This window comes from Streptomyces sp. NPDC040405 (assembly GCF_055595765.1).
Genome location: NZ_JBVIVI010000003.1, coordinates 102,547 through 120,268, shown reverse-complemented (window position 1 = coordinate 120,268; position 17,722 = coordinate 102,547). Strand labels below are relative to the sequence as shown.

Genomic DNA, 17,722 nt, shown 5'->3' with positions numbered 1-17,722 from the left:
AGAGAACACATGGTGAGCGAACGATCAGACGGGTTGCGTTCGCCCCGCACCCTCTCCGCCGTCTCGGCGGTGCTCACCGGGACGATGGCGCTGTACATCGCGCTCGTGGCGTTCGGCAACATCACCGACTTCGGCACCAACCAGCAGTTCGTGCGGCATGTCCTGGCGATGGACACGACGTTCAAGGACGACGACCTGATGTGGCGGGCGATCACGTCGACCGCGCTGCAGGACGCCGCCTACATCGCCATCATCGTCTGGGAGACCGTCGCCGCTCTCGTCCTCATCGCCGCGACGGCCATGTGGTGCATGAGCCTGCGTGGTGACGGAAGCGGCATCCGGCGGGCCCGACGGGCGGGCACCGTCGGGCTGTTGATGCTGATGCTGCTGTTCGGCGCCGGGTTCATCGCCATCGGCGGCGAGTGGTTCTCCATGTGGCAGTCGAAGAGCTGGAACGGGCTGGACGCCGCCACCCGCGTCTTCCTGCTCTCCGGGATCGTCCTGCTGCTCACGCACCTGCCCTCAGCCTCGGCCGGGCGGGCCGAACCCGCCCCCGAGAGCTGAGCGAAGCGTCGCGGCGGCGGGAGCGTCGCCGTCCAGGAAACCGAGGAGTTCGGCGCGGGTCGGCCCGGTGGCGGGCCCGCGCCGGGTGACCGCGAAGGCGGCCGCCGCGTTGGCGCCCCGTACGGCGTCGAGCGGGGTCAGCCCGCTGCCCAGGAGGGCCAGGAACGCGCCGGTGTGGGCGTCGCCCGCGCCGTTGCTGTCGACCGCGGTCACCTGACGGCCGGGGACGTGCACGGGCTCGCCGCCGGGCGGCAGGAGCAGACAGCCGGCCGCGTCGGCTCGTACGATCACCCCGGTGTCCGGGCCCAGCCGGGCGGCGAGCGCGGCGGCGGTCCGGCGGGCGTCGTCCAGACCGGTCAGCAGCCGCCCCTCGCGCTGGTTGCAGCTGATCCAGTCGCAGCGCGCCAGGGCCACGCTCAGCACGTCCTCGGGAATGTCGGAGACCAGCGGCCCCGGGTCGAGGAAGACCCGCGCGTCCGCAGGCAGCCGCGCGATGAGCCGGGCCAGGACCGGGCCGCCCGCGGGGTGGGCGAGACCGTACCCGGAGATCTGCACCAGGTCGCCGGGGAGCAGCGCGGCGAGCACCACCGCCGTGTCGGCCTCGGTCAGCCGGGCCTCCGCGCCGAGGCTGGTGGCGAAGGTCCGCTCGCCTTCGTCGTCGACGAGGGCGATGCAGAAGCCGGTGTCGGTGTCCGGCAGCGGCGGCAGCAGCACCTCGATGTCCTCCCGCGCGAGGTCCGCGCGCACCCGGTCCGCGAACGGCCCCGAGCCATGGCCTCCGGCGTAGACGGCGGGCAGGCCGAGGCGGCGGGCGGCGGCGAGGACGTTGAAGCCGCCGCCGGTGACGAAGGTGGTGTCCGTGGAGACGACGTCGCCACCGCGTTCGGGCAGTGCGGGAACCCGCATGACCAGGTCGACGATGGCGTTGCCGACCAGCACCAACCGGCTCATGCGTGCTCCTGTGCGGTCGGCTCGGGCAGCGTGTGCGGCTCGTCGGACACATCGGAGACGCCGGAGCGCTCCGTGGCGCCGCCCCATCGCCGCAGCACCGCGTAGAGGCCCGCCGCGAGGGCGAGGGTCACGACCCAGCCCAGGCCGTTGGTGCCGACCCAGGTGTCGGAGAGCGGTCCGGCGAACCAGATGTCGGTCGCGCCGGTGGCGGCCTCGGTGAAGAGCAGCCCGACCACGATGGCCACCAGCCACGCGGCCAGCGCGGACCAGCGGACGCCGCCCCGGAACCAGTAGCGGCTGGTGCGGCCGACGTCCATCAGCGCCGCGCGGTCGTAGGACTGACGGAGCAGCAGGTCGACCGCGAAGACCCCCACCCAGGCGGTGATGGGCACGGCCAGGAGGGTGAGGAAGGTGATGAACGGGCCGTAGAAGTCCTTGGCGATGAGGATGAAGTAGATGCCGCCCGCGAAGGTGACGACCACGTCCAGCCCGACCGCCACGGTGCGCCGGACCCGTATCCCCAGGGTGATCATGGTGAGCCCGGCGGAGTACACGGACAGGTGGTTGGAGAGCAGAAGTCCGCCGAAGGCCGCGATCAGATACGGGATCGACATCCACGAGGGCAGCATCGCGTTGATGGCCGAGACCGGATCGGCGGCCGAGGCCAGGTCCGGCTGCCCCGCCGCGAGCAGCGAGCCGAGCGAGATGAGCACGACCAGCGGGATGCCCGCGCCGAACGCGGAGGCGGCCACCAGTCTGCGGCCGGGGATCCGCCGCGGCAGGTAACGGGCGTAGTCGGCGCCCGCGTTGGCCCAGCCGATGCCGGTGCCCGCGGCGATCATCCCGGTGCCCACGACCATCGCGCTCACCGGTCCGGCCGGGGCCTGGAAGACCTTGTGCCAGGCCACGGTGGCCGCGAGGAAGGCGATAACGACGAGGTTGAGCACGCCGAAGACGTAGGTGGCCCACTTGTTGATCCACATGATGGTGGCATGGCCGAGACCGCTGATCAGCAGGGTGCAGCCGATGAAGACCAGCAGGCAGATCACGGTGAGGACGGCGTTCTGGCGTACGCCGAACGCCACGTCGAGCAGGGCCAGCAGGGCGAAGGCGGCCGTGGTGGTGTTGATGGTCTCCCAGCCGAGACGGCTCAGCCAGGTGATCAGGGTGGGGCCCGCGTTGCCGCGCACGCCGAACACCGCGCGGGAAAGGGTGAGGGCGGGCGCGCCACCGCGTTTGCCCGCGATGCTCAACCCGCCCACCAGGGCGAACGAGCCGAACGAGCCGAGGACGGCCACGAGAGCCGCCTGCCAGATGTTCAGGCCGCGGAAGCTGACGAGGGCGGCGCCGAGCGGCAGCCCCAGAATGCTGATGTTCGCCGCGAACCACGTCCAGAACATCTGCCCTGCGTGGCCGTGGCGCTCGGTGTCGGGCACCGGCTCGATGCCGCGTGTCTCCACCGCGCCGACGCGGTCGTCCTGCGAAGCGGCCATGGTCGTACCTGTCTTTCTGTGCGGGACTGCGGGCCGTCCGCGCCGCCCCGGGGACTGGGCGGCACGGGACCGGCACGTGGTCACCCGGCTGCGGCGGCCCGCAGCGCGAGGAGGGAGGTGGCCAGCGGCTCCAGATCGAGGCCGTTGACGGAACGGAGGGTGGCGAGCGCGTCGGCGGGGAGGGCCGAGGCGCCGCTGAGGGATCCGGCGACCGCCCCGGCGATGGCACCGATGGTGTCGCAGTCGCCGCCGAGGTTCGCCGCCAGGAGGCAGGCGCGCCACGGTTCGCCTTCGGCCAGGGCGAGCACGGCGAAGGCCGCGGGCACCGACTCCTGGCTGGCCACGCTGGTGCCGACGAGGTCGTTGATGCGGTCCAGGGCCCGCTCCTCGGGCAGGCCGCGGACCAGGTCCACGGCCCATTCGATACGGGCCGCGATGGCGGCGCCGTACACCCAGTGGCCGCGCTCGGCACCGGCCGCCGCGGCCGTGATCGCCGCGGCGAACACGTCCTCCAGACCGCCGCCGCCGACGCCACGGCTCACCGCCGCGCCCACGGCCGCGGCGGAGGCGATGCCGAGGGTGGTGTCATGGGTGACCCGGCAGGCCGCCGCCACGTGGTCGACGAAGGTTTCGAGCGGCTTGTCGGGGAAGGCGACGCCGACCGGGGTGATCCGCATGGCGGCGCCGTTGGTGGCGCCCGACCGGCCCGCCTCCTCGGGCGGCACACCGCGCGAGACGGCCTCCAGGGCGGCCTTCGTGGAGGGGCCGAGCAGGTCGTACGAGCCCTTGGCCTTCATGGCGCGCTCCCACTCCAGCAGCTCCCTGGCGAGCCCCAGCGGGTCGATGCGTCCGTTGCCCTCCACCAGCAGGCGGCCCACGATGACGGCCTGATCGGTGTCGTCGGTGACCGACCCGGCGGGCATTCCGGCGCTCACCGGATTGTCCGCCGGGCCCGGTTCGAACCCGGTCACGGTGCCGAACCGGGCGACGATCGACCGCCGGGGCATGATCTGGGTCGGCATGCCGAGGGCATCGCCCAAGGCCAGGCCGTACAGGGCTCCGAGTGCGCGGTCGTGCTGGTCGTTCATCAAGACTTCCTGGTGTGGGTACGGAGTGGTGGCGGACGGACGGCGGTTCACCGGGGCGGCTCGCCGAAGCCGAGGTGCAGTTGGAAACGGGCGGGGTCCAGCAGGCTGGTGACGTGTTCGGCGACGCGGCCGTCGGCCCCGCGGCTGACCCTGCGGGTACGCAGGAACAGGTCCCCCTCGGCGCGCCGCAGCAGGGCCGCCTCGTCGGCGTCCAGCCCGGCAACGGACGCCCACTCGTCGCCGTGGGTGGCCCGTACCCCCGCCGCGGCCAGGGTCTTGGTCAGCGAGCCGTCGACGAGTCCGCGCAGCGGCACCTCGGCGAGGGCCGGAAGCAGCGGGACCCTGCTGCGCTCCAGCGAGACGGGGATGCCCTCGGGCAGGATCCGCAGCCGGTCCAGCGCCAGGAACTCGGCGCCCTCGATGCCCAGCTCCCCGGCCAGCGGGGCATCGCGCACCGCCTCCAGGCGCAGCACCTCGGTGGTGATCCGGGCCCCCTGGTCGGCCAGGGCCCTGGTCCAGCCGAGCCGGTTGTCCAGCAGGCCGCCGTCGAAGGTGACGAACGAGCCGACTCCGGCGTGCGTGGAGATCAGTCCCCGCTTGCTCAGCTCGTCCAGCGCCTGCCGGACGGTGTTCCGGCTCACCGCGAAGCGCCGGGTCAGCGCATGCTCACCGGGGAGCCTGCTGCCCGGCTCCAGAGCGCCGCTGTGGATCTCACGGGCCAGGACACCGGCGATGCGCTGATGCTTGAGGACCTGTTCAGTCATGTCCAGAAGCTAGCCATACCTGTCCAGTCCTGTCTAGTGCCTGGCATGGATCCCGTGGCCTCAGCCCCGGCTCATCCAGCGCTCCAGGCCCGCGGCGTCCAGTGGCAGGCCGGCCGAGAGCACCTCGGCGCCGTCGGGGGTCACCAGGAGGTCGTCCTCGATGCGTATCCCGATGCCGCGCAGCTCAGGCGGGGCCTTCAGGTCGTGGGCGTGGAAGTACAGGCCGGGTTCCACGGTGAGCACCATGCCGGGGGCCATCTCCGCGCCCTGGTACGCCTCGTACGAGGACTGGGCGCAGTCGTGCACGTCGAGGCCGAGGTGGTGGCCGATGCCGCAGACCAGCCAGCGGCGGTGGTGCTGGCCGCGGTCGGAGAGGGCCTCGTCGACGGAGACCGGGAGGAGCCCCCAGTCGTGGAGGCCATGGGCGATGACCTCCATCGCGGCCCCGTGGAAGTCGGTGAAGCGCTTCCCGGGGCGCACCTGGGCGAGCGCCGCGCGGTGGGCCTTCTCGACCAGGTCGTGGACCTGGGTCTGCGCGGCGGAGAAGCGGCCGGAGGCGGGGAAGGTGCGGGTGACGTCGGCGGTGTAGAGGTCACGGGTCTCGACGCCCATGTCGAGCAGGACCACGTCGTCGGGGCGGACCGGGCCGTCGCACCGCACCCAGTGCAGGGTGGGAGCGTGTGCGCCGCTGCCGACGATGGTGGCGTAGCCGGGGCCGTTGCCGTAGGTGCGGGCGTGGCGTTCGAAGGTGCCTTGCAGCCAGCGTTCGCCGGGGCCTTCGAGGGCGGTGGGGAACTCCGCGACCACGGCGGCGAATCCGGAGACGGTCCGGTCGACGGCCTCGCGGAGCCGGGCGATCTCCCAGTCGTCCTTGATCATGCGCAGTTCGGCGAGGGTGCGCTCCAACTCGGCCGAGGGCTTGTGGTGGTCATCGGTGGTGAGGGGCCCGGTGATCAGCGGGTCGGCGAGCGCCGTCAGCGCGGCCTCCAGCTCACCGGCCGGGCGGACCTCCAACTGGAGCGCCCCCGCCCAGTCGCCCGGGCCGGGGGCGGCGCCGACCCACAGTTCGCCGTACGCGGCGTCGGAAAAGAATCCTGGCTCGCCGGGGTGGGCCGGGGACGGTAGGTACAGGGTCGCGTCGTGTCCGGTGCCCGAGGGCCGCAGGACGAGGACGGCGTCCTCGGCCGCGCAGCCGGTGAGCCAGAAGAAGTTGCTGTCCGGGCGGAAGTCGTACCGGGTGTCGTTGCTGCGTACGGGGGCGCTGCCACTGGCCACGACGACGGCCCGGCCGGGGAACGCCGCGCCGAGCCGGGCGCGGTGTGCGGCGGCGGCCTCGGGCGCGCCGGGGGCGGTGGGGGGTGTGCGGTCGGGGGTGGCCCAGCCCTGGGCCATGTACGTGGTGAAGCCGGGGATGTCGCCGAGCCTGGGCAGCCGGGGGTCCGGCTCGGTGGGGACGGGCCCGGACCGGCCGGGTGCGGCGATCGTCCGGTCGGTCTCACGGTCGCGGTCGCGGTCGCGGTCAGCCATGGGTGGTGCCTCCTAGGTCGCTCGCTCGGTCGTCGCCGGACCGTCCAACGGCGGTGCGGGCGCGGCGGGTTCGGTCCCATTCCGGGTCGATGCGGGGAATCGCGGCCAGCAGGGTGCGGGTGTACGGGGCCTGAGGGTCGGCGAAGACCCGTGCGCACGGGCCCGTTTCCACGATGCGCCCCTCGTTCATGACCGCCACCCGGTGCGCGATGCGGCGCACCACTGCGAGGTCGTGGGCGATGAAGAGGTACGCGAAGCCGCTCTCGCGCTGGAGCCGTCGCAGCAGGTCGAGCACCTGGGCCCGGACCGAGACGTCCAGCGCGGAGACGGCTTCGTCGCAGATGACGAGCCGCGGGCCCACGGCGAGCGCCCGGGCGATGCCGATGCGCTGGGCCTGCCCGCCGGAGAACTGCGCGGGGTAGCGCTGGGAGTGGTCGGGGTCGAGCCCGACCCGCTCCATCAGCTCCTTGGTCAGGGCGCGTCGGCCGCCCCGGGGCGCGATGCCCTGGTAGTCCAGCGGCGCCATGAGGATGCGTTCCACGGTGTGCCGCGGATTGAGCGAGGAGTACGGGTCCTGGAAGACGACCTGGACTCCCCTGCGGAACCGGGCGAGCGCGGACCCCGTGGCCCGGGTGACGTCCTCGCCCGCGAACTCCAGGCTGCCGCCCGTCGGTTCCATCAGCTTCGCGGCCATCCGGGCGGTGGTGGACTTCCCGCTGCCGGACTCCCCGACGACGGCGAGGGTCTCCCCCGCGCGGATGTCGAAACTCACCCGGTCGACGGCGGTGAACGCGACCCGGCGGCCGAGCACTCCGCCGGGGCCGCGGCCGGTGAAGGTCTTGGTCAGCTCCCGTGCCCGCAGCAGTGGTTCGCTCACGGACGCACCTCCACGTCGTCGTCGATGCGCGGCACGCTCTCCAGCAGCGCCCGGGTGTACGGATGGTGCGGGTCGGAGAAGATCCGCTCGGCCTCCCCGTACTCGACCGGGTCGCCCTCGCGCATCACCAGGATCCGCCGCGCGAGGGAGCTGACGACGGCCAGATCGTGGGTGATGAAGACCATCCCGGTGCCGGTCCGCTCCTGGAGCCCGGCGAGCAGCGCCAAGATCTGCGCCTGGACGGTGACGTCGAGCGCGGTCGTCGGCTCGTCGGCGATCAGCAGGGACGGGGAGCAGACGAGCGCCATGGCGATCATGACGCGCTGGCGCTGCCCGCCGGAGAACTGGTGCGGGTAGTGGGACGCCCGTCGCTCGGGGTCGGGGATGCCCACCTGCGTCAGCGCCTCGACGGCCACGGCCCGGGCGGCCTTCCGCGAGCCGCCGCGGTGCGCCCGGTATGCCTCCTCGATCTGGAGGCCCACCGTGTAATAGGGGTTGAGCGAGGACAGCGGGTCCTGGAACACCATGGAGATCCCGTCGCCCCGGATCCGGCGCAGCTCGCGGTCGGGGCGGCCGAGCAGTTCCTCGCCGTCGAGCCGGACGCTGCCGGATGTCCTCGCGCCGCGCGGCAGCAGCCCCATGACGGCGAGACTGGTCATGGACTTGCCGGAGCCCGACTCTCCGACGATGCCGAGGGTGTCGTCCCTGTCGACGGTGAAGGACACGCCCTTGACGACGTCGACGGGACCGCGGGCGGTGGGCAGGGTGACGGTGAGATCTTCCACGACGAGGAGCCCCGGGCGTGCACTCATCGGATCCTCACTCTCGGGTCCAGGGCGGTGTAGACGAGGTCCACGACCACGTTGCCGACCACCACGAAGAAGGCCGCCAGCAGCGTGACCGCCATGATCACCGGCTGGTCGTTCTTCGCGATGGAGTCGGCGGCCAGCTTCCCGATGCCGCCCAGGCCGAAGACGGTCTCGGTGATGAGGGCGCCGCCGAGCAGCCCCGCGAAGTCCATCCCGAAGAGGGTGGTGACGGGGGTGAGCGCGGGCCGGAGCGCGTGGCGGCGCAGCACGAGGGGCCGCTTGAGCCCCTTGGCCCTGGCGGTGCGCAGGAAGTTCTCGGACAGCGTCTCGATCACCTGGGTGCGCGTCAGCCTCGCGTACAGGCAGGCATATCCGGCCGCGAGCACCATCCATGGCATCAGATACGACTGGAACCACCGCGCCGGATCGTCGGAGAAGGCGATGTCCGAGGGGAACGGCAGCCATTCGAGCTTGACGACGAGTACGTACTGAAGGACCAGGGCGAGCACATAGTTGGGGACGCTGATGCCGCCGAGGGCCAGTGCCATCGCGCCGCGGTCCCACCAGGTCCCCTGCCGTACGGCGCTGAGCAGCCCGGCGGTCACCCCGACGAGCAGCCACAGCACCGCGGCGCCGACGGCCAGGGTGGCGCTGACCGGCAGCCGTGCGGTGATCATGGACCAGACGGACTCGTCGGTCTGGAAGCTGTAGCCGAGGCACGGCGCCGGGCAGTGGACGAGCGTGGCGCCCGAGCCGTAGTCGCGCCCGGCGAAGATCCCGCCGAGGAACGCCCCGAACTGGCTCAGGAAGGGCCGGTCGAGGCCGAGTGCCTCGCGGATGGCGCCGATCCGTTCCTCGGTGCAGGTCTTGCCGCAGATCATCACCGCGGGGTCGGGCGAGAGCTGGAAGAAGATGAGGTAGGTGAACAGACAGACGGCGAAGAGGATGAGGACGACACCGGCGAGCCGTCCCACGAGGTAGCGGATCATCAGGCGGCCGCCTCCCCCTCGTCGATGGCGTGCCGCAGCCGGTCCCCGAGCACGGTCAGGGACAGCACGGTGAGGAAGAGGAAGGCACCCGGGATCACGAAGTACATCGGGTCGACCTGGTACCAGCTCACCGAGTTCGCGATCATCTGGCCCCAGGACGGGGTGGGCGGGGTGATGCCGACGCCGAGGAAGGACAGCCCGGCCTCGGTGCCGATGTAGCCGGGCACGGCGAGCGTGGCCATGACCGTGATCGGGCCGCGCAGGTTGGGCAGGATCTCGCGGAACACCAGGTCGCGGTCGCGGGCGCCCGACGCCCTGGCCGCCTCCACGAACTCCCGGCTCGCCAGCGCCATCGTCTGGCCCCGGATGACGCGGGCGAGATACGGCCAGCCGAAGCCGCTGATGACGGCCACCAGCAGCACCGGCCGGTTTCCCGTCGGCAGCGAGGACAGGATCGCGATCATGAAGATGAGCGCGGGGAACGCCATGAGGAAGTCCATGAGCCGGGAGATCACCTGGTCCACCCACCCCCGGTAGAACCCGGCGAGCATGCCGAGGACGACGCCGAGCACCCCGGTGAGCAGGGTGCAGGACAGCGCGATCAGCAGGGACACGCGGGCGCCGTGGACGATGCGCGCGAGGATGTCCCGGCCGTTCTGCGGTTCGACGCCGAAGAGGTGCTCGGAGCCGATGCCCCCGTACGAGCCCCTGGGCACCCCGCCGAGGCTGGTGTCGATCGCGGTGGAGTCGAAGGCGTACGGGCCCCGGCCGGTGAGCGCGGTGATCAGCGGGGCGCACAGGGCCACCAGGCAGAGCAGCCCGAGGAACCCGGCGGCGGCCACCGCGGCGCGGTCGCGCCGCAGCGCGCCGACGATGCGGCGGCCCGAGGTCAGCGGTGCCACCGGGCTCTTGGCCAGGCCCTGGGCCTCGGCGTCCGGGAGCGGTGTGCCGACGACGCTCATCAGGACTTGTCCGGGGCCGCGAGGCCGACGGAGACGAGGTCGATGCCGCCGGAGAAGCCCGCGTGGAGGTACGCCCCCGCGATATTGCTCCCGACGACGCCGACGTACTTCTCGTACATCAGGGGCACGACGGGAGCGAGCTTCATGATCTGCTCGTCCAGCTCGCCGTAGGCGGCGTTCTGCTCGTCCACGTCCTTCATTGCGGCGATCGCGTCGATCCGGTCGTTGACGCCCTGGTCGTCGAGCTGCGCAAGGTTCGAGTTGCCCTTGGCGGTGATGTTCCGGCCGTCGAACAGCGGCGGCAGGAAGGTGGCGCCCGACGGCCAGTCCGGGCACCAGCCGGTGATGGCCGCGTCGTGCTGCTGGGAGGGGGTGCCGATGGCCTCGTAGTAGGTGGCGGTGTCGATGGTGTTGAGCTTGACCTTGATCTTCAGCGGAGCCAGCGCCTGCTGGATCGCCACGCCCTGGGCCTGCATGTACGGCTGGGAGCGGATGTCGAGGGTGAGGGTGAAGCCGCCCGGGGGCCCCGCCTCGGTGAGCAGCCGCCGCGCGGCCTCGATGTCGCCCGTGCCGCCCTTGCTGGGGTACGGGTCGTAAGCTTTCCGGCCGACGACGGTCGGCGGCTGGATGGACGTGGCCTGCTGCGCCTTGGCGGTGCCGCCGACGGCGTCGACCTGGGTCGCCTTGTTGACGGCGTACGCGATGGCCTGGCGCACCGCGACCTTGTCGAGCGGCGACTTGGTGGTGTTCAGGCCCAGGTAGGTGGTGCAGCCGGTGAGTCCGGACAGGGTGCGCTTGCGCAGGGCCGGGGTCTGGATCCGGGCGACGGTGGCGGCCTGGATTCCGGCCCCGCCCGCGATGGCGCTGGCGTCGTCGCCCTGGCCCGCGATCATGCGCTCGTCGATCGTGGCGCCGTCCAGGCCGAAGGTCCACGCGAAGTGGTCGGGCAGCGCCTTGCGGACACTGTCCGTGCGGGGGTCCCAGTGCGCGTTGCGGTCCAGCCTCAGCGCGGCGCCGCGCTTGTAGGAGGCGACCTTGTACGGGCCGGAGGCGATGGGCGCGCGGTCGAACTCCCCCTTGCCGCCGGTGCCCTTGGGGAAGGGGACGAAGGTGGGCTGGGCCACGACGCTGCCGAAGTCCGCGTAGGGCCGCTTCAGATGGAAGACGATCGTCCGCGCGTCCGGGGTCCCGATCGTGGGCAGGTCCCCGGAGGCGTACGGGCCCCGGTAGCCGTCCGGGGCGTCGATGAGCTGCCTGGCGTACGGGGAGCCGATGCCGATCTCGGGGTCCCAGGCGCGCGAGACGCCGAACTTCACCTCCGCGCTGGTGATGGGGTCGCCGTTGTCGAAGCGGAGCCCCTTTTTGAGGGTGAACGTCCAGGTCCTGCCGCCGTCGGAGGGGGTCCCGGTGTCGGTGGCGAGGTCGGGCCGGACCGTCGTACCGGCCTTGCCGGGCGCCGCGCCCTGGGTGGTCAGGGTGCGGTAGATGAGGCGGTAGAAGTTGTTGACGCCGCCGTCGAAGCCGCGGGCGGGGTCGAGGTGGGAGAACGCCACGCTGGTCAGGACGCGCACGGTGCCGCCCTTGGCCGCCTTGCCGCCGGGTCCGGCCGCGGCGGAGGCGCCGTGCGGGCCGCCGCCGGAGCAGGCGGCGAGGGCCAGGGCCAGTGAGGAGGTCAGCGTGGCGATCCGGAGGGAGTGCGATCTTTTCACTGTGCCTTCTTTCGGGGCTGGGCCTAAGCGGGGCCACCGATGGGGCGCTGTGTGACATTGCACTGATGCTCGTGACGGTAAAGGGCGGGCGGGGAGTTGCCAAGATGGCCCGTAGTGAACGGAGTTGCGGCCCCCGGCGGGGGCCGGGGGCCGTGGCGGAGAGGGCGGAGGGGTCAGCGGGAGCAGCGCAGGGCGCGCAGGGGGATGGCGTCGCCCATCACCCGCATCCCGGCGTCGTTCGGGTGGAGGTGGTCGCCGCCGTCGTAGGCGGGGAGCATCCGGGTGGGCGCCTCGGGGTCCCGGACGGCCCGGTCGAAGTCCACGACCGCGTCGAACGCGCCGCTGGTGCGGATGAAGGTGTTGACCTGTTGACGAACCGTCTCGTCAACGGCCTCGTACTCCCGCCAGCCCTCGTACGGCATGACGGTCGCCCCGACCACGCAGACGCCGCGCGCATGGGACCTGGCGATGATCTGCCGGAATCCGGCGATCAGTTCATCGGCCGTGGGGCCCGGTGTGGCCTTGATGTCGTTGATGCCCTCCAGCAGGATCGTCGTGCGCACCCCGGCCTGGGAGAGCACATCGCGGTCGAGCCGCTTCAGGGCGCTCTCGGCGGAGCCGTCGGCGAGGACCTTGTTGCCGGAGATGCCCTCGTTGGCCACGCCCTTGAGCCGGGAGCGGGGGTCGGCGAGCAGCCGCCGGGCGAGGAAGTCCGGCCAGCGGCGGTTGGTGTCGGCGGAGGAGGCGGAGCCGTCGGTGATCGAGTCGCCGAAGGCGACGACGGCGCCGGTGCCCGGGCGCGGCCGCACGACGGCGGCGTCGAGGTAGTACCAGGAGGTGATCGCTTGCGTGTACGCGGCGGCGCCCTCCTCGGCGGCGTGGTCACCGGCCGGTGCGACGTACTGGGTCGCGCGGGCTCCCTTGTGGCCGGTCGCGAGGGTGCCCGCGCTGCGTACGTACAGGCTGATCGCGAGGTCGGACTCGGGCCGTACGCCGCCCGGCAGCGGATCGCTGTACACGACGCCGCCCGCCGGTACGGTCACCGACGGGGCGCCGCGGAAGGTCAGCCGCCCGTTGCTGCCGGGCACGAGCGCCGCGCCGGTCGCGCGGACGCCCGCGTAGGCGCGGCCGAAGGTCACCGGCTGGTCGCCGTAGGCGTTGGAGAGCCGGATGCGCAGGTCCCGGCCGCCGACGCTGGTGTGGATGACGAACCGGTAGGTCAGGTCCTGGGTGGCGGTTCCGGCCGGGTAGGCGCTGGAGCCCCAGGTGACGACGGAGGAGCGCGGGGCGGGAGGCGTCGCGGACGAGGTGGCGGCCTGGGCGGCGGAGGACTCGGTTCCGGTGGCCACGACGACGCCGAGGGCGGCGGCGGTCGCGACCAGGATGCCCAGGGCGCGGACGGGTAAGCCAGGTCTCTGCATGATGGGGCGTTCCCTCTCTCGGCAGTTGAGTGATCGGATGAATTGATGCGCATTCCGACCTGCCTGTCGAGAGAGGGCGTAGCACTCCGAAACTTTCGAAGCCCATCAGCTCATATCATCGGATCTATTGACCGCCCCTCAGGTCGGCCCGCACGGCGGCCGCGACGACCTTGTCCCGCTCGGCGCGGCTGAACAGCCCCTCGGACAGCCATGCGTCGGCGAGAGTGCGCACCGCCCGGACGAAGCGGCCGGAGGTCGCGAACGGGGCGTCCTCCCACAGCACATCGAGGAAGGTGAGCCCTTCCCCGCGGGCGCGGTTCGGTACGCCGGAGTCGGTCGCGCCGAACACGACGAGGGGTTCCGCCCGCCTGAAGTAGGCGTGGTACGGGGCGTCGTCGGCGAGGTGGAACGGCGCGAGGGTCAGGCCGTGCGTGGTGAAGTGCATCGGCCGGTCGCCGGGTTCGATCGCGTCGGCGAGGTCGCCCCGGAGGGTGAAGTCCTTGTAGAAGGAGAACGCGCGGAACTCCGTTTCCTCGCTCCGGGCGACCAGCAGGACCGGCCCGTAGAACACCGACTGGACGGCGGGATCGTCCACGGCCCGTTCGATGCGCAGCCGGTAAGGGGCGGAGATCCGGATCCGGTCGCCGCGCCGCCAGTCCCTGCGCAGGGTGAGATAGCTGCCGGGCACCGCCTCGGCCCGCTGCCGGACCCCGTTGACCGTGACGGTGAAGCCTCCCGTGGCCCACGCCGGAACCCGGAGCTTCAGATCGAGCCTCCCCCGGCCCTCGCGGAAGGTCAGGGTGCGGACGCCCTCGGCCGGGTAGTCGCTCGTCTGCTCGATGACGAAGCCCCGCTCCGGCCACCGCAGCGTCGAGGCGAGGGAGAGGTTGACGTACAGCGCGGTGCCGTCGGCGGAGCGGAAGTACACCGAGTCCTGGTACTTGGTGTGGTTCTCCATGCCTGTGCCGCCGCAGCAGGTGCCGGTGTTGTCGTACTCGCGCCGCACCCCGGGGCCCATCCCGACGAAGTACGTGACCTCCGGGCTGGTCGCGGAGGGGGCGTCCCGGCGGGAGGCGAGGATGTGGTTGGTCAGGCCGCGCTCGTAGTAGTCCATGTACGTGGCGTCCGGCTCGCGGAAGAACAGCTGTCTGCTCAGCTTGAGCATGTTGTACGTCGCGCAGGTCTCGGCGTTCTTGTCGTCCAGGGTGGCCGCGATGGCGTTCCGGGCGCGGAACATCTCCCCCTGCCCGGTGCCGCCCAGGCTGTACATCCGGGGGCCCGCGACCATGCCCCAGAAGTTGCGGGCCGCGGCGGCGTACTCGGTCTCCCCCGTGTGGTCGAACAGCCGCAGATAGCCGGTGAACTGGGGGATGTGCTGGTTGGCGTGCTTGCCTTCAAGGGTGTCCCGGTCCTCGGCGCAGGCGCCGAGCAGCGCGGTGTTGTCGAAGCAGCGGGCGGCGGCGAGGTGTTCGCGGCGGCCGGTGAGGGCGTACAGGTCCGCCATCACCTCGTTCATCCCGCCGTACTCACCGGCGATGTAGATGGACCACATCCGCTCCAGCTGGGCCTTCGGCAGGTGGCCGAGGCGGCTGTGCACCCAGTCGCCCATGCGCGAGGCGATCCGCAGGGCCTGCTCGTTCCCGGCCAGGGTGTGCGCGTCGAGCAGACCGCGCATGATCTTGTGGCAGGTGTAGTACGGGGCCCAGATGGTGGGGTACGTGGTGTAGCTCTCCAGCAGGATGAACTGGGTCTCCGGGTACGCCGCCAGATAGCCGGGGTGGCTGGGGCGCGGCGAGCCGTGCTCGGCCAGCGCCTGCTGGCACTCGCCGAGCGCTCCGACCAGATAGTCGAGCTTGGCCTTGAGCGCGGCCTCCCCCGTGTCGGCGCACGCCTGGGCGATGAGGGTGAGGAAGTGGCCGCCGTAGTGGCCGCGCAGATTGCCGTCGGAGGTCTCCCAGCCGCCGGGCGGCCGGGCGCCGCGGGTGTCGAGCCCGGCGTTGGCCCGGAAGACGGCCAGGATGCGGTCGGCCGGATAGGACCGGGCGTAGTCAAGCATCAGATCGCGCTTGTCGCGGAAGACACCGTCGCCGAGCTCCACCTGGTCCAGCGGGAAGGGGCGCACGGACCAGGTGGCGGGGGCGGAGGGCGGCCCGGTCCGGGAGGGCATCGCTGTGGCGTGTGCCTGCGGCAGTGCGTACGCGAACGGGGTAGCCGCCGCGGCTCCGGCCGCCAGCCGCAGCGCGCGGCGGCGGGACGGGGATGGGGATGGGGACATGCTCGGACTCCGATCGTCGGTCCGCCGACGGCGGGCGAGGGATGGGGTGGCGCATGACCTGTGACAGAAAGAAACCGAAAAGGCTTTCAGTGACGTTAGGACCCGACCCATCGGCCGTCAATCCCCTTACCCGGCAAGGGATTTGGCGAGCGGCTGAAACCACGAAGACCTCCTGCGTACACTCTGACCGAAACAACCAGGAGACCGCCCCATGCCCTCGGCCACCGGCCCCTCCCGTTCGCATCCCGCCACGCTCACCGATGTCGCCCGGCTGGCAGGCGTGTCCATCGCCACCGCGTCGAAGGCGCTCAACGGCCGCAGCCAGGTGCGCGCGGAGACCAGACAGCGGGTGATCGAGGCGGCCGAGCGGCTGTCGTTCCGGCCCAATCAGCTGGCCCGCGGACTGCTCGCCGGGCGGACGGGCACCGTCGGTCTGCTCACCAGCGATCTGGAGGGCCGCTTCGGCATCCCCATCCTCATGGGCGCCGAGGACGCCTTCGGGGCGGGCGAGGTCGCGGTGTTCCTCTGCGACGCCCGTGGCGACGCGATCCGCGAGCGGCACCATGTCCGCGCGCTGCTCGACCGCCGGGTCGACGGCCTCATCGTGGTGGGCAGCCGGACCGACCCCCGGCCGTCCCTGGGCCGCGAACTACCCGTCCCCGTCGTCTACGCGTACGCCCCCTCGGACGATCCGGAGGATCTGTCCCTCGTCCCCGACAACGCCGACGCGGGCCGGATCGCCGTCGGCCATCTGCTCGCCTGCGGCCGTACGCGGATCGCGCACATCACCGGCGACGCCGACCACCGCGCGGCGCTGGACCGGACCGAGGGGGCCCGGGCCGCGCTCGCCGACGCCGGTCTCGCGCTCGTCGGCGAACCGCGGTACGGGGAGTGGTCGGAGGGCTGGGGCCGGGCGGCCACCGCGCTGCTGCTCGACCGGCACCCGGAAGTGGACGCCGTCCTGTGCGGCAGCGACCAGATCGCCCGCGGCGTCATGGACATCCTGCGCGAGCGCGGCCACCGGGTGCCGGAGGACGTGGCGGTCATGGGCTTCGACAACTGGCAGGTCCTGACCTCCGCCTCCCGGCCCCCGCTGACCAGCGTCGACATGAACCTGGAGCAGGTCGGACGGGCGGCCGCGCAGGCCCTGTTCGGCGCGATAGCCGGGACCCGGCGCTCGGGGGTCGAGACGCTGCGGTGCCGCGTGGTGATCAGGGGGTCGACGGCGCCGGTCTCCTGAGCGGGGAAGCCGGGCTACCGGGAGGAAGCCTCGTTCCGCGCCCGTGGACTGACCTCGTACAGGTCCAGGATCTCCGGCCGCGGCGCCACGCCGGGACCGCCCGCGGCGACCCACGCGGCGATGTCCTCGGTCGCGGCCGGGTCGTTGACCAGCCCCAGCCACACCGGCCGCGCCCCGGCGGCCCGGCCCTCGGCGGAGGGCTGTACGACGACCACGTTGGCCTGGTCGCACACGTCGAGGCATTCGGAGATCCGCACGGGTGCCACCTGGCGCAGCCGCGCGGTCTGGGCCGCGTGGTCGACGCGGGACAGCTTGGGGCTGCCGCAGCAGCAGTCCCGGCACACGACGAGGCGGCACGGCACCGGGCCGTCGCTCGCCTCTCCGGGCACCTCGGGCAACGTCGCGGACATGCCGCACTCTCCCTCTCTCCGGGGAGATCCGCCCCGGTGGTCCGTCGAGGCCCGTCCCCACCTCACCGGACCTTTGACAGCGGACGAACCTCCGCATAGTTTCAAGGTCATCTGTATCGCACAAGGATCCGAGGGGGCGGCTGTGCGAACTCCGATGCTCACCAAGCGCCGGTACCTCGATCTTCGCAGGTCCACCACCACGGGGTGTTGAGCGGGCCCTTCCCCCACCGCCCGTTCCGCCCTGCTGTCGGCGTGCTCCGGCGCCTGCTCGACGCGGCGGGCATCGAACCGCCGCGCACCTACGGCCAGTTCCTCGCCCCGTACGTCTGAAGTCCGTCAAGGAGCGCCTCCGCGAGGAGATCGGCCTCGCCTCCGCGCTGGCGGTGTGCGTGGCCATCCTCCTAGTCGCGGGCGCGCGCCTGTACTTGCGCGCGTACCGGGCGAGCGAGGACGCGACGGGCTGAGCGGCCCCCGGCATTCCCGAGAAAGGCACCACCAACCGTGTCCGAAACGTATGACGTGATCGACACCATCGCCGGTACGCCCGCCGCGTTGCGCGCGTACCGCGACAAGGCGTACGCCCACACCCAGGGCGCCCGTTCACGCTCGACGCGCTGGAGTGGGACGCCTGGGTGGAGACCGT

General features: G+C 72.2%; 16 protein-coding genes. 3 read left to right on the top strand and 13 right to left on the bottom strand.

All coding sequences use genetic code 11. The features are described 5' to 3' along the window. The first annotated feature begins 9 nt into the window (after positions 1–9). On the top strand, positions 10–564 hold the full coding sequence (locus tag ACZ59A_RS14590; protein ID WP_470959645.1) for a DUF2165 domain-containing protein: 555 nt from the start codon (positions 10–12) through the stop codon (positions 562–564). On the opposite strand, the gene ACZ59A_RS14585 is transcribed toward ACZ59A_RS14590, so the two are convergent. The 12 genes from ACZ59A_RS14585 to ACZ59A_RS14530 all read right to left on the bottom strand — a co-directional run bounded on the left by ACZ59A_RS14585 (position 523) and on the right by ACZ59A_RS14530 (position 15,429). Continuing rightward, a complete protein-coding gene (locus ACZ59A_RS14585) occupies positions 523–1,515 on the bottom strand; it encodes a PfkB family carbohydrate kinase (RefSeq protein WP_470958137.1) in 993 nt (330 codons plus the stop codon). The two genes, ACZ59A_RS14590 and ACZ59A_RS14585, sit on opposite strands and share 42 nt — an antisense overlap. After that, positions 1,512–3,008, bottom strand: coding sequence for a purine-cytosine permease family protein (locus ACZ59A_RS14580; protein WP_470958135.1), 1,497 nt, complete (start codon positions 3,006–3,008; stop codon positions 1,512–1,514). Before ACZ59A_RS14580 ends, ACZ59A_RS14585 begins: the two co-directional genes overlap by 4 nt. 80 nt (positions 3,009–3,088) lie before the next feature. Further along, a complete protein-coding gene (locus tag ACZ59A_RS14575; RefSeq protein WP_470958132.1) occupies positions 3,089–4,096 on the bottom strand; it encodes an ADP-ribosylglycohydrolase family protein in 1,008 nt (335 codons plus the stop codon). Positions 4,097–4,143: 47 nt separating this feature from the next. After that, entirely contained in the window at positions 4,144–4,860 is a 717-nt protein-coding gene (locus ACZ59A_RS14570) for a GntR family transcriptional regulator (RefSeq protein ID WP_468048482.1), read from the bottom strand. Positions 4,861–4,920: 60 nt separating this feature from the next. Then, positions 4,921–6,387, bottom strand: coding sequence for an aminopeptidase P family protein (locus tag ACZ59A_RS14565; RefSeq protein WP_470958130.1), 1,467 nt, complete (start codon positions 6,385–6,387; stop codon positions 4,921–4,923). Beyond that, the gene (locus ACZ59A_RS14560; protein WP_470958128.1) at positions 6,380–7,264 is read right to left on the bottom strand and encodes an ABC transporter ATP-binding protein; all 885 of its coding nucleotides are present in this window, start codon (positions 7,262–7,264) and stop codon (positions 6,380–6,382) included. The genes ACZ59A_RS14565 and ACZ59A_RS14560 overlap by 8 nt, the downstream gene beginning before the upstream one ends. Continuing rightward, positions 7,261–8,076: an ABC transporter ATP-binding protein gene (locus ACZ59A_RS14555; RefSeq protein ID WP_470958127.1), complete on the bottom strand. Its 816-nt coding sequence runs from the start codon at positions 8,074–8,076 to the stop codon at positions 7,261–7,263. The genes ACZ59A_RS14560 and ACZ59A_RS14555 overlap by 4 nt, the downstream gene beginning before the upstream one ends. After that, positions 8,073–9,062 (bottom strand): ABC transporter permease, encoded by a 990-nt coding sequence (locus tag ACZ59A_RS14550; RefSeq protein WP_470958125.1) that lies wholly within the window; start codon positions 9,060–9,062, stop codon positions 8,073–8,075. The genes ACZ59A_RS14555 and ACZ59A_RS14550 overlap by 4 nt, the downstream gene beginning before the upstream one ends. After that, positions 9,062–10,024, bottom strand: a complete 963-nt coding sequence (locus ACZ59A_RS14545) for an ABC transporter permease (protein WP_470958122.1) — start codon at positions 10,022–10,024, stop codon at positions 9,062–9,064. Before ACZ59A_RS14545 ends, ACZ59A_RS14550 begins: the two co-directional genes overlap by 1 nt. Next, entirely contained in the window at positions 10,024–11,733 is a 1,710-nt protein-coding gene (locus ACZ59A_RS14540; RefSeq protein ID WP_470958119.1) for an ABC transporter substrate-binding protein, read from the bottom strand. The genes ACZ59A_RS14545 and ACZ59A_RS14540 overlap by 1 nt, the downstream gene beginning before the upstream one ends. Positions 11,734–11,906: 173 nt before the next feature. Continuing rightward, on the bottom strand, positions 11,907–13,154 hold the full coding sequence (locus tag ACZ59A_RS14535; protein ID WP_470958117.1) for an SGNH/GDSL hydrolase family protein: 1,248 nt from the start codon (positions 13,152–13,154) through the stop codon (positions 11,907–11,909). Positions 13,155–13,278: 124 nt separating this feature from the next. Next, positions 13,279–15,429, bottom strand: a complete 2,151-nt coding sequence (locus tag ACZ59A_RS14530) for a glycoside hydrolase family 127 protein (RefSeq protein ID WP_470958115.1) — start codon at positions 15,427–15,429, stop codon at positions 13,279–13,281. Between the two features lie 211 nt (positions 15,430–15,640). On the opposite strand from ACZ59A_RS14530, the gene ACZ59A_RS14525 reads away from it, so the two are divergent. Further along, a complete protein-coding gene (locus tag ACZ59A_RS14525; protein ID WP_470958113.1) occupies positions 15,641–16,669 on the top strand; it encodes a LacI family DNA-binding transcriptional regulator in 1,029 nt (342 codons plus the stop codon). 14 nt (positions 16,670–16,683) lie between these two features. Here the strand turns inward: ACZ59A_RS14525 and ACZ59A_RS14520 are convergent, their stop codons facing one another. Next, the gene (locus ACZ59A_RS14520) at positions 16,684–17,079 is read right to left on the bottom strand and encodes a (2Fe-2S) ferredoxin domain-containing protein (RefSeq protein ID WP_470958111.1); all 396 of its coding nucleotides are present in this window, start codon (positions 17,077–17,079) and stop codon (positions 16,684–16,686) included. 207 nt (positions 17,080–17,286) lie between these two features. Here ACZ59A_RS14520 and ACZ59A_RS14515 point away from each other — a divergent pair, with 207 nt between their 5' ends. Then, positions 17,287–17,409: a hypothetical protein gene (locus tag ACZ59A_RS14515; protein WP_470958108.1), complete on the top strand. Its 123-nt coding sequence runs from the start codon at positions 17,287–17,289 to the stop codon at positions 17,407–17,409. Positions 17,410–17,722: the final 313 nt, after the last annotated feature.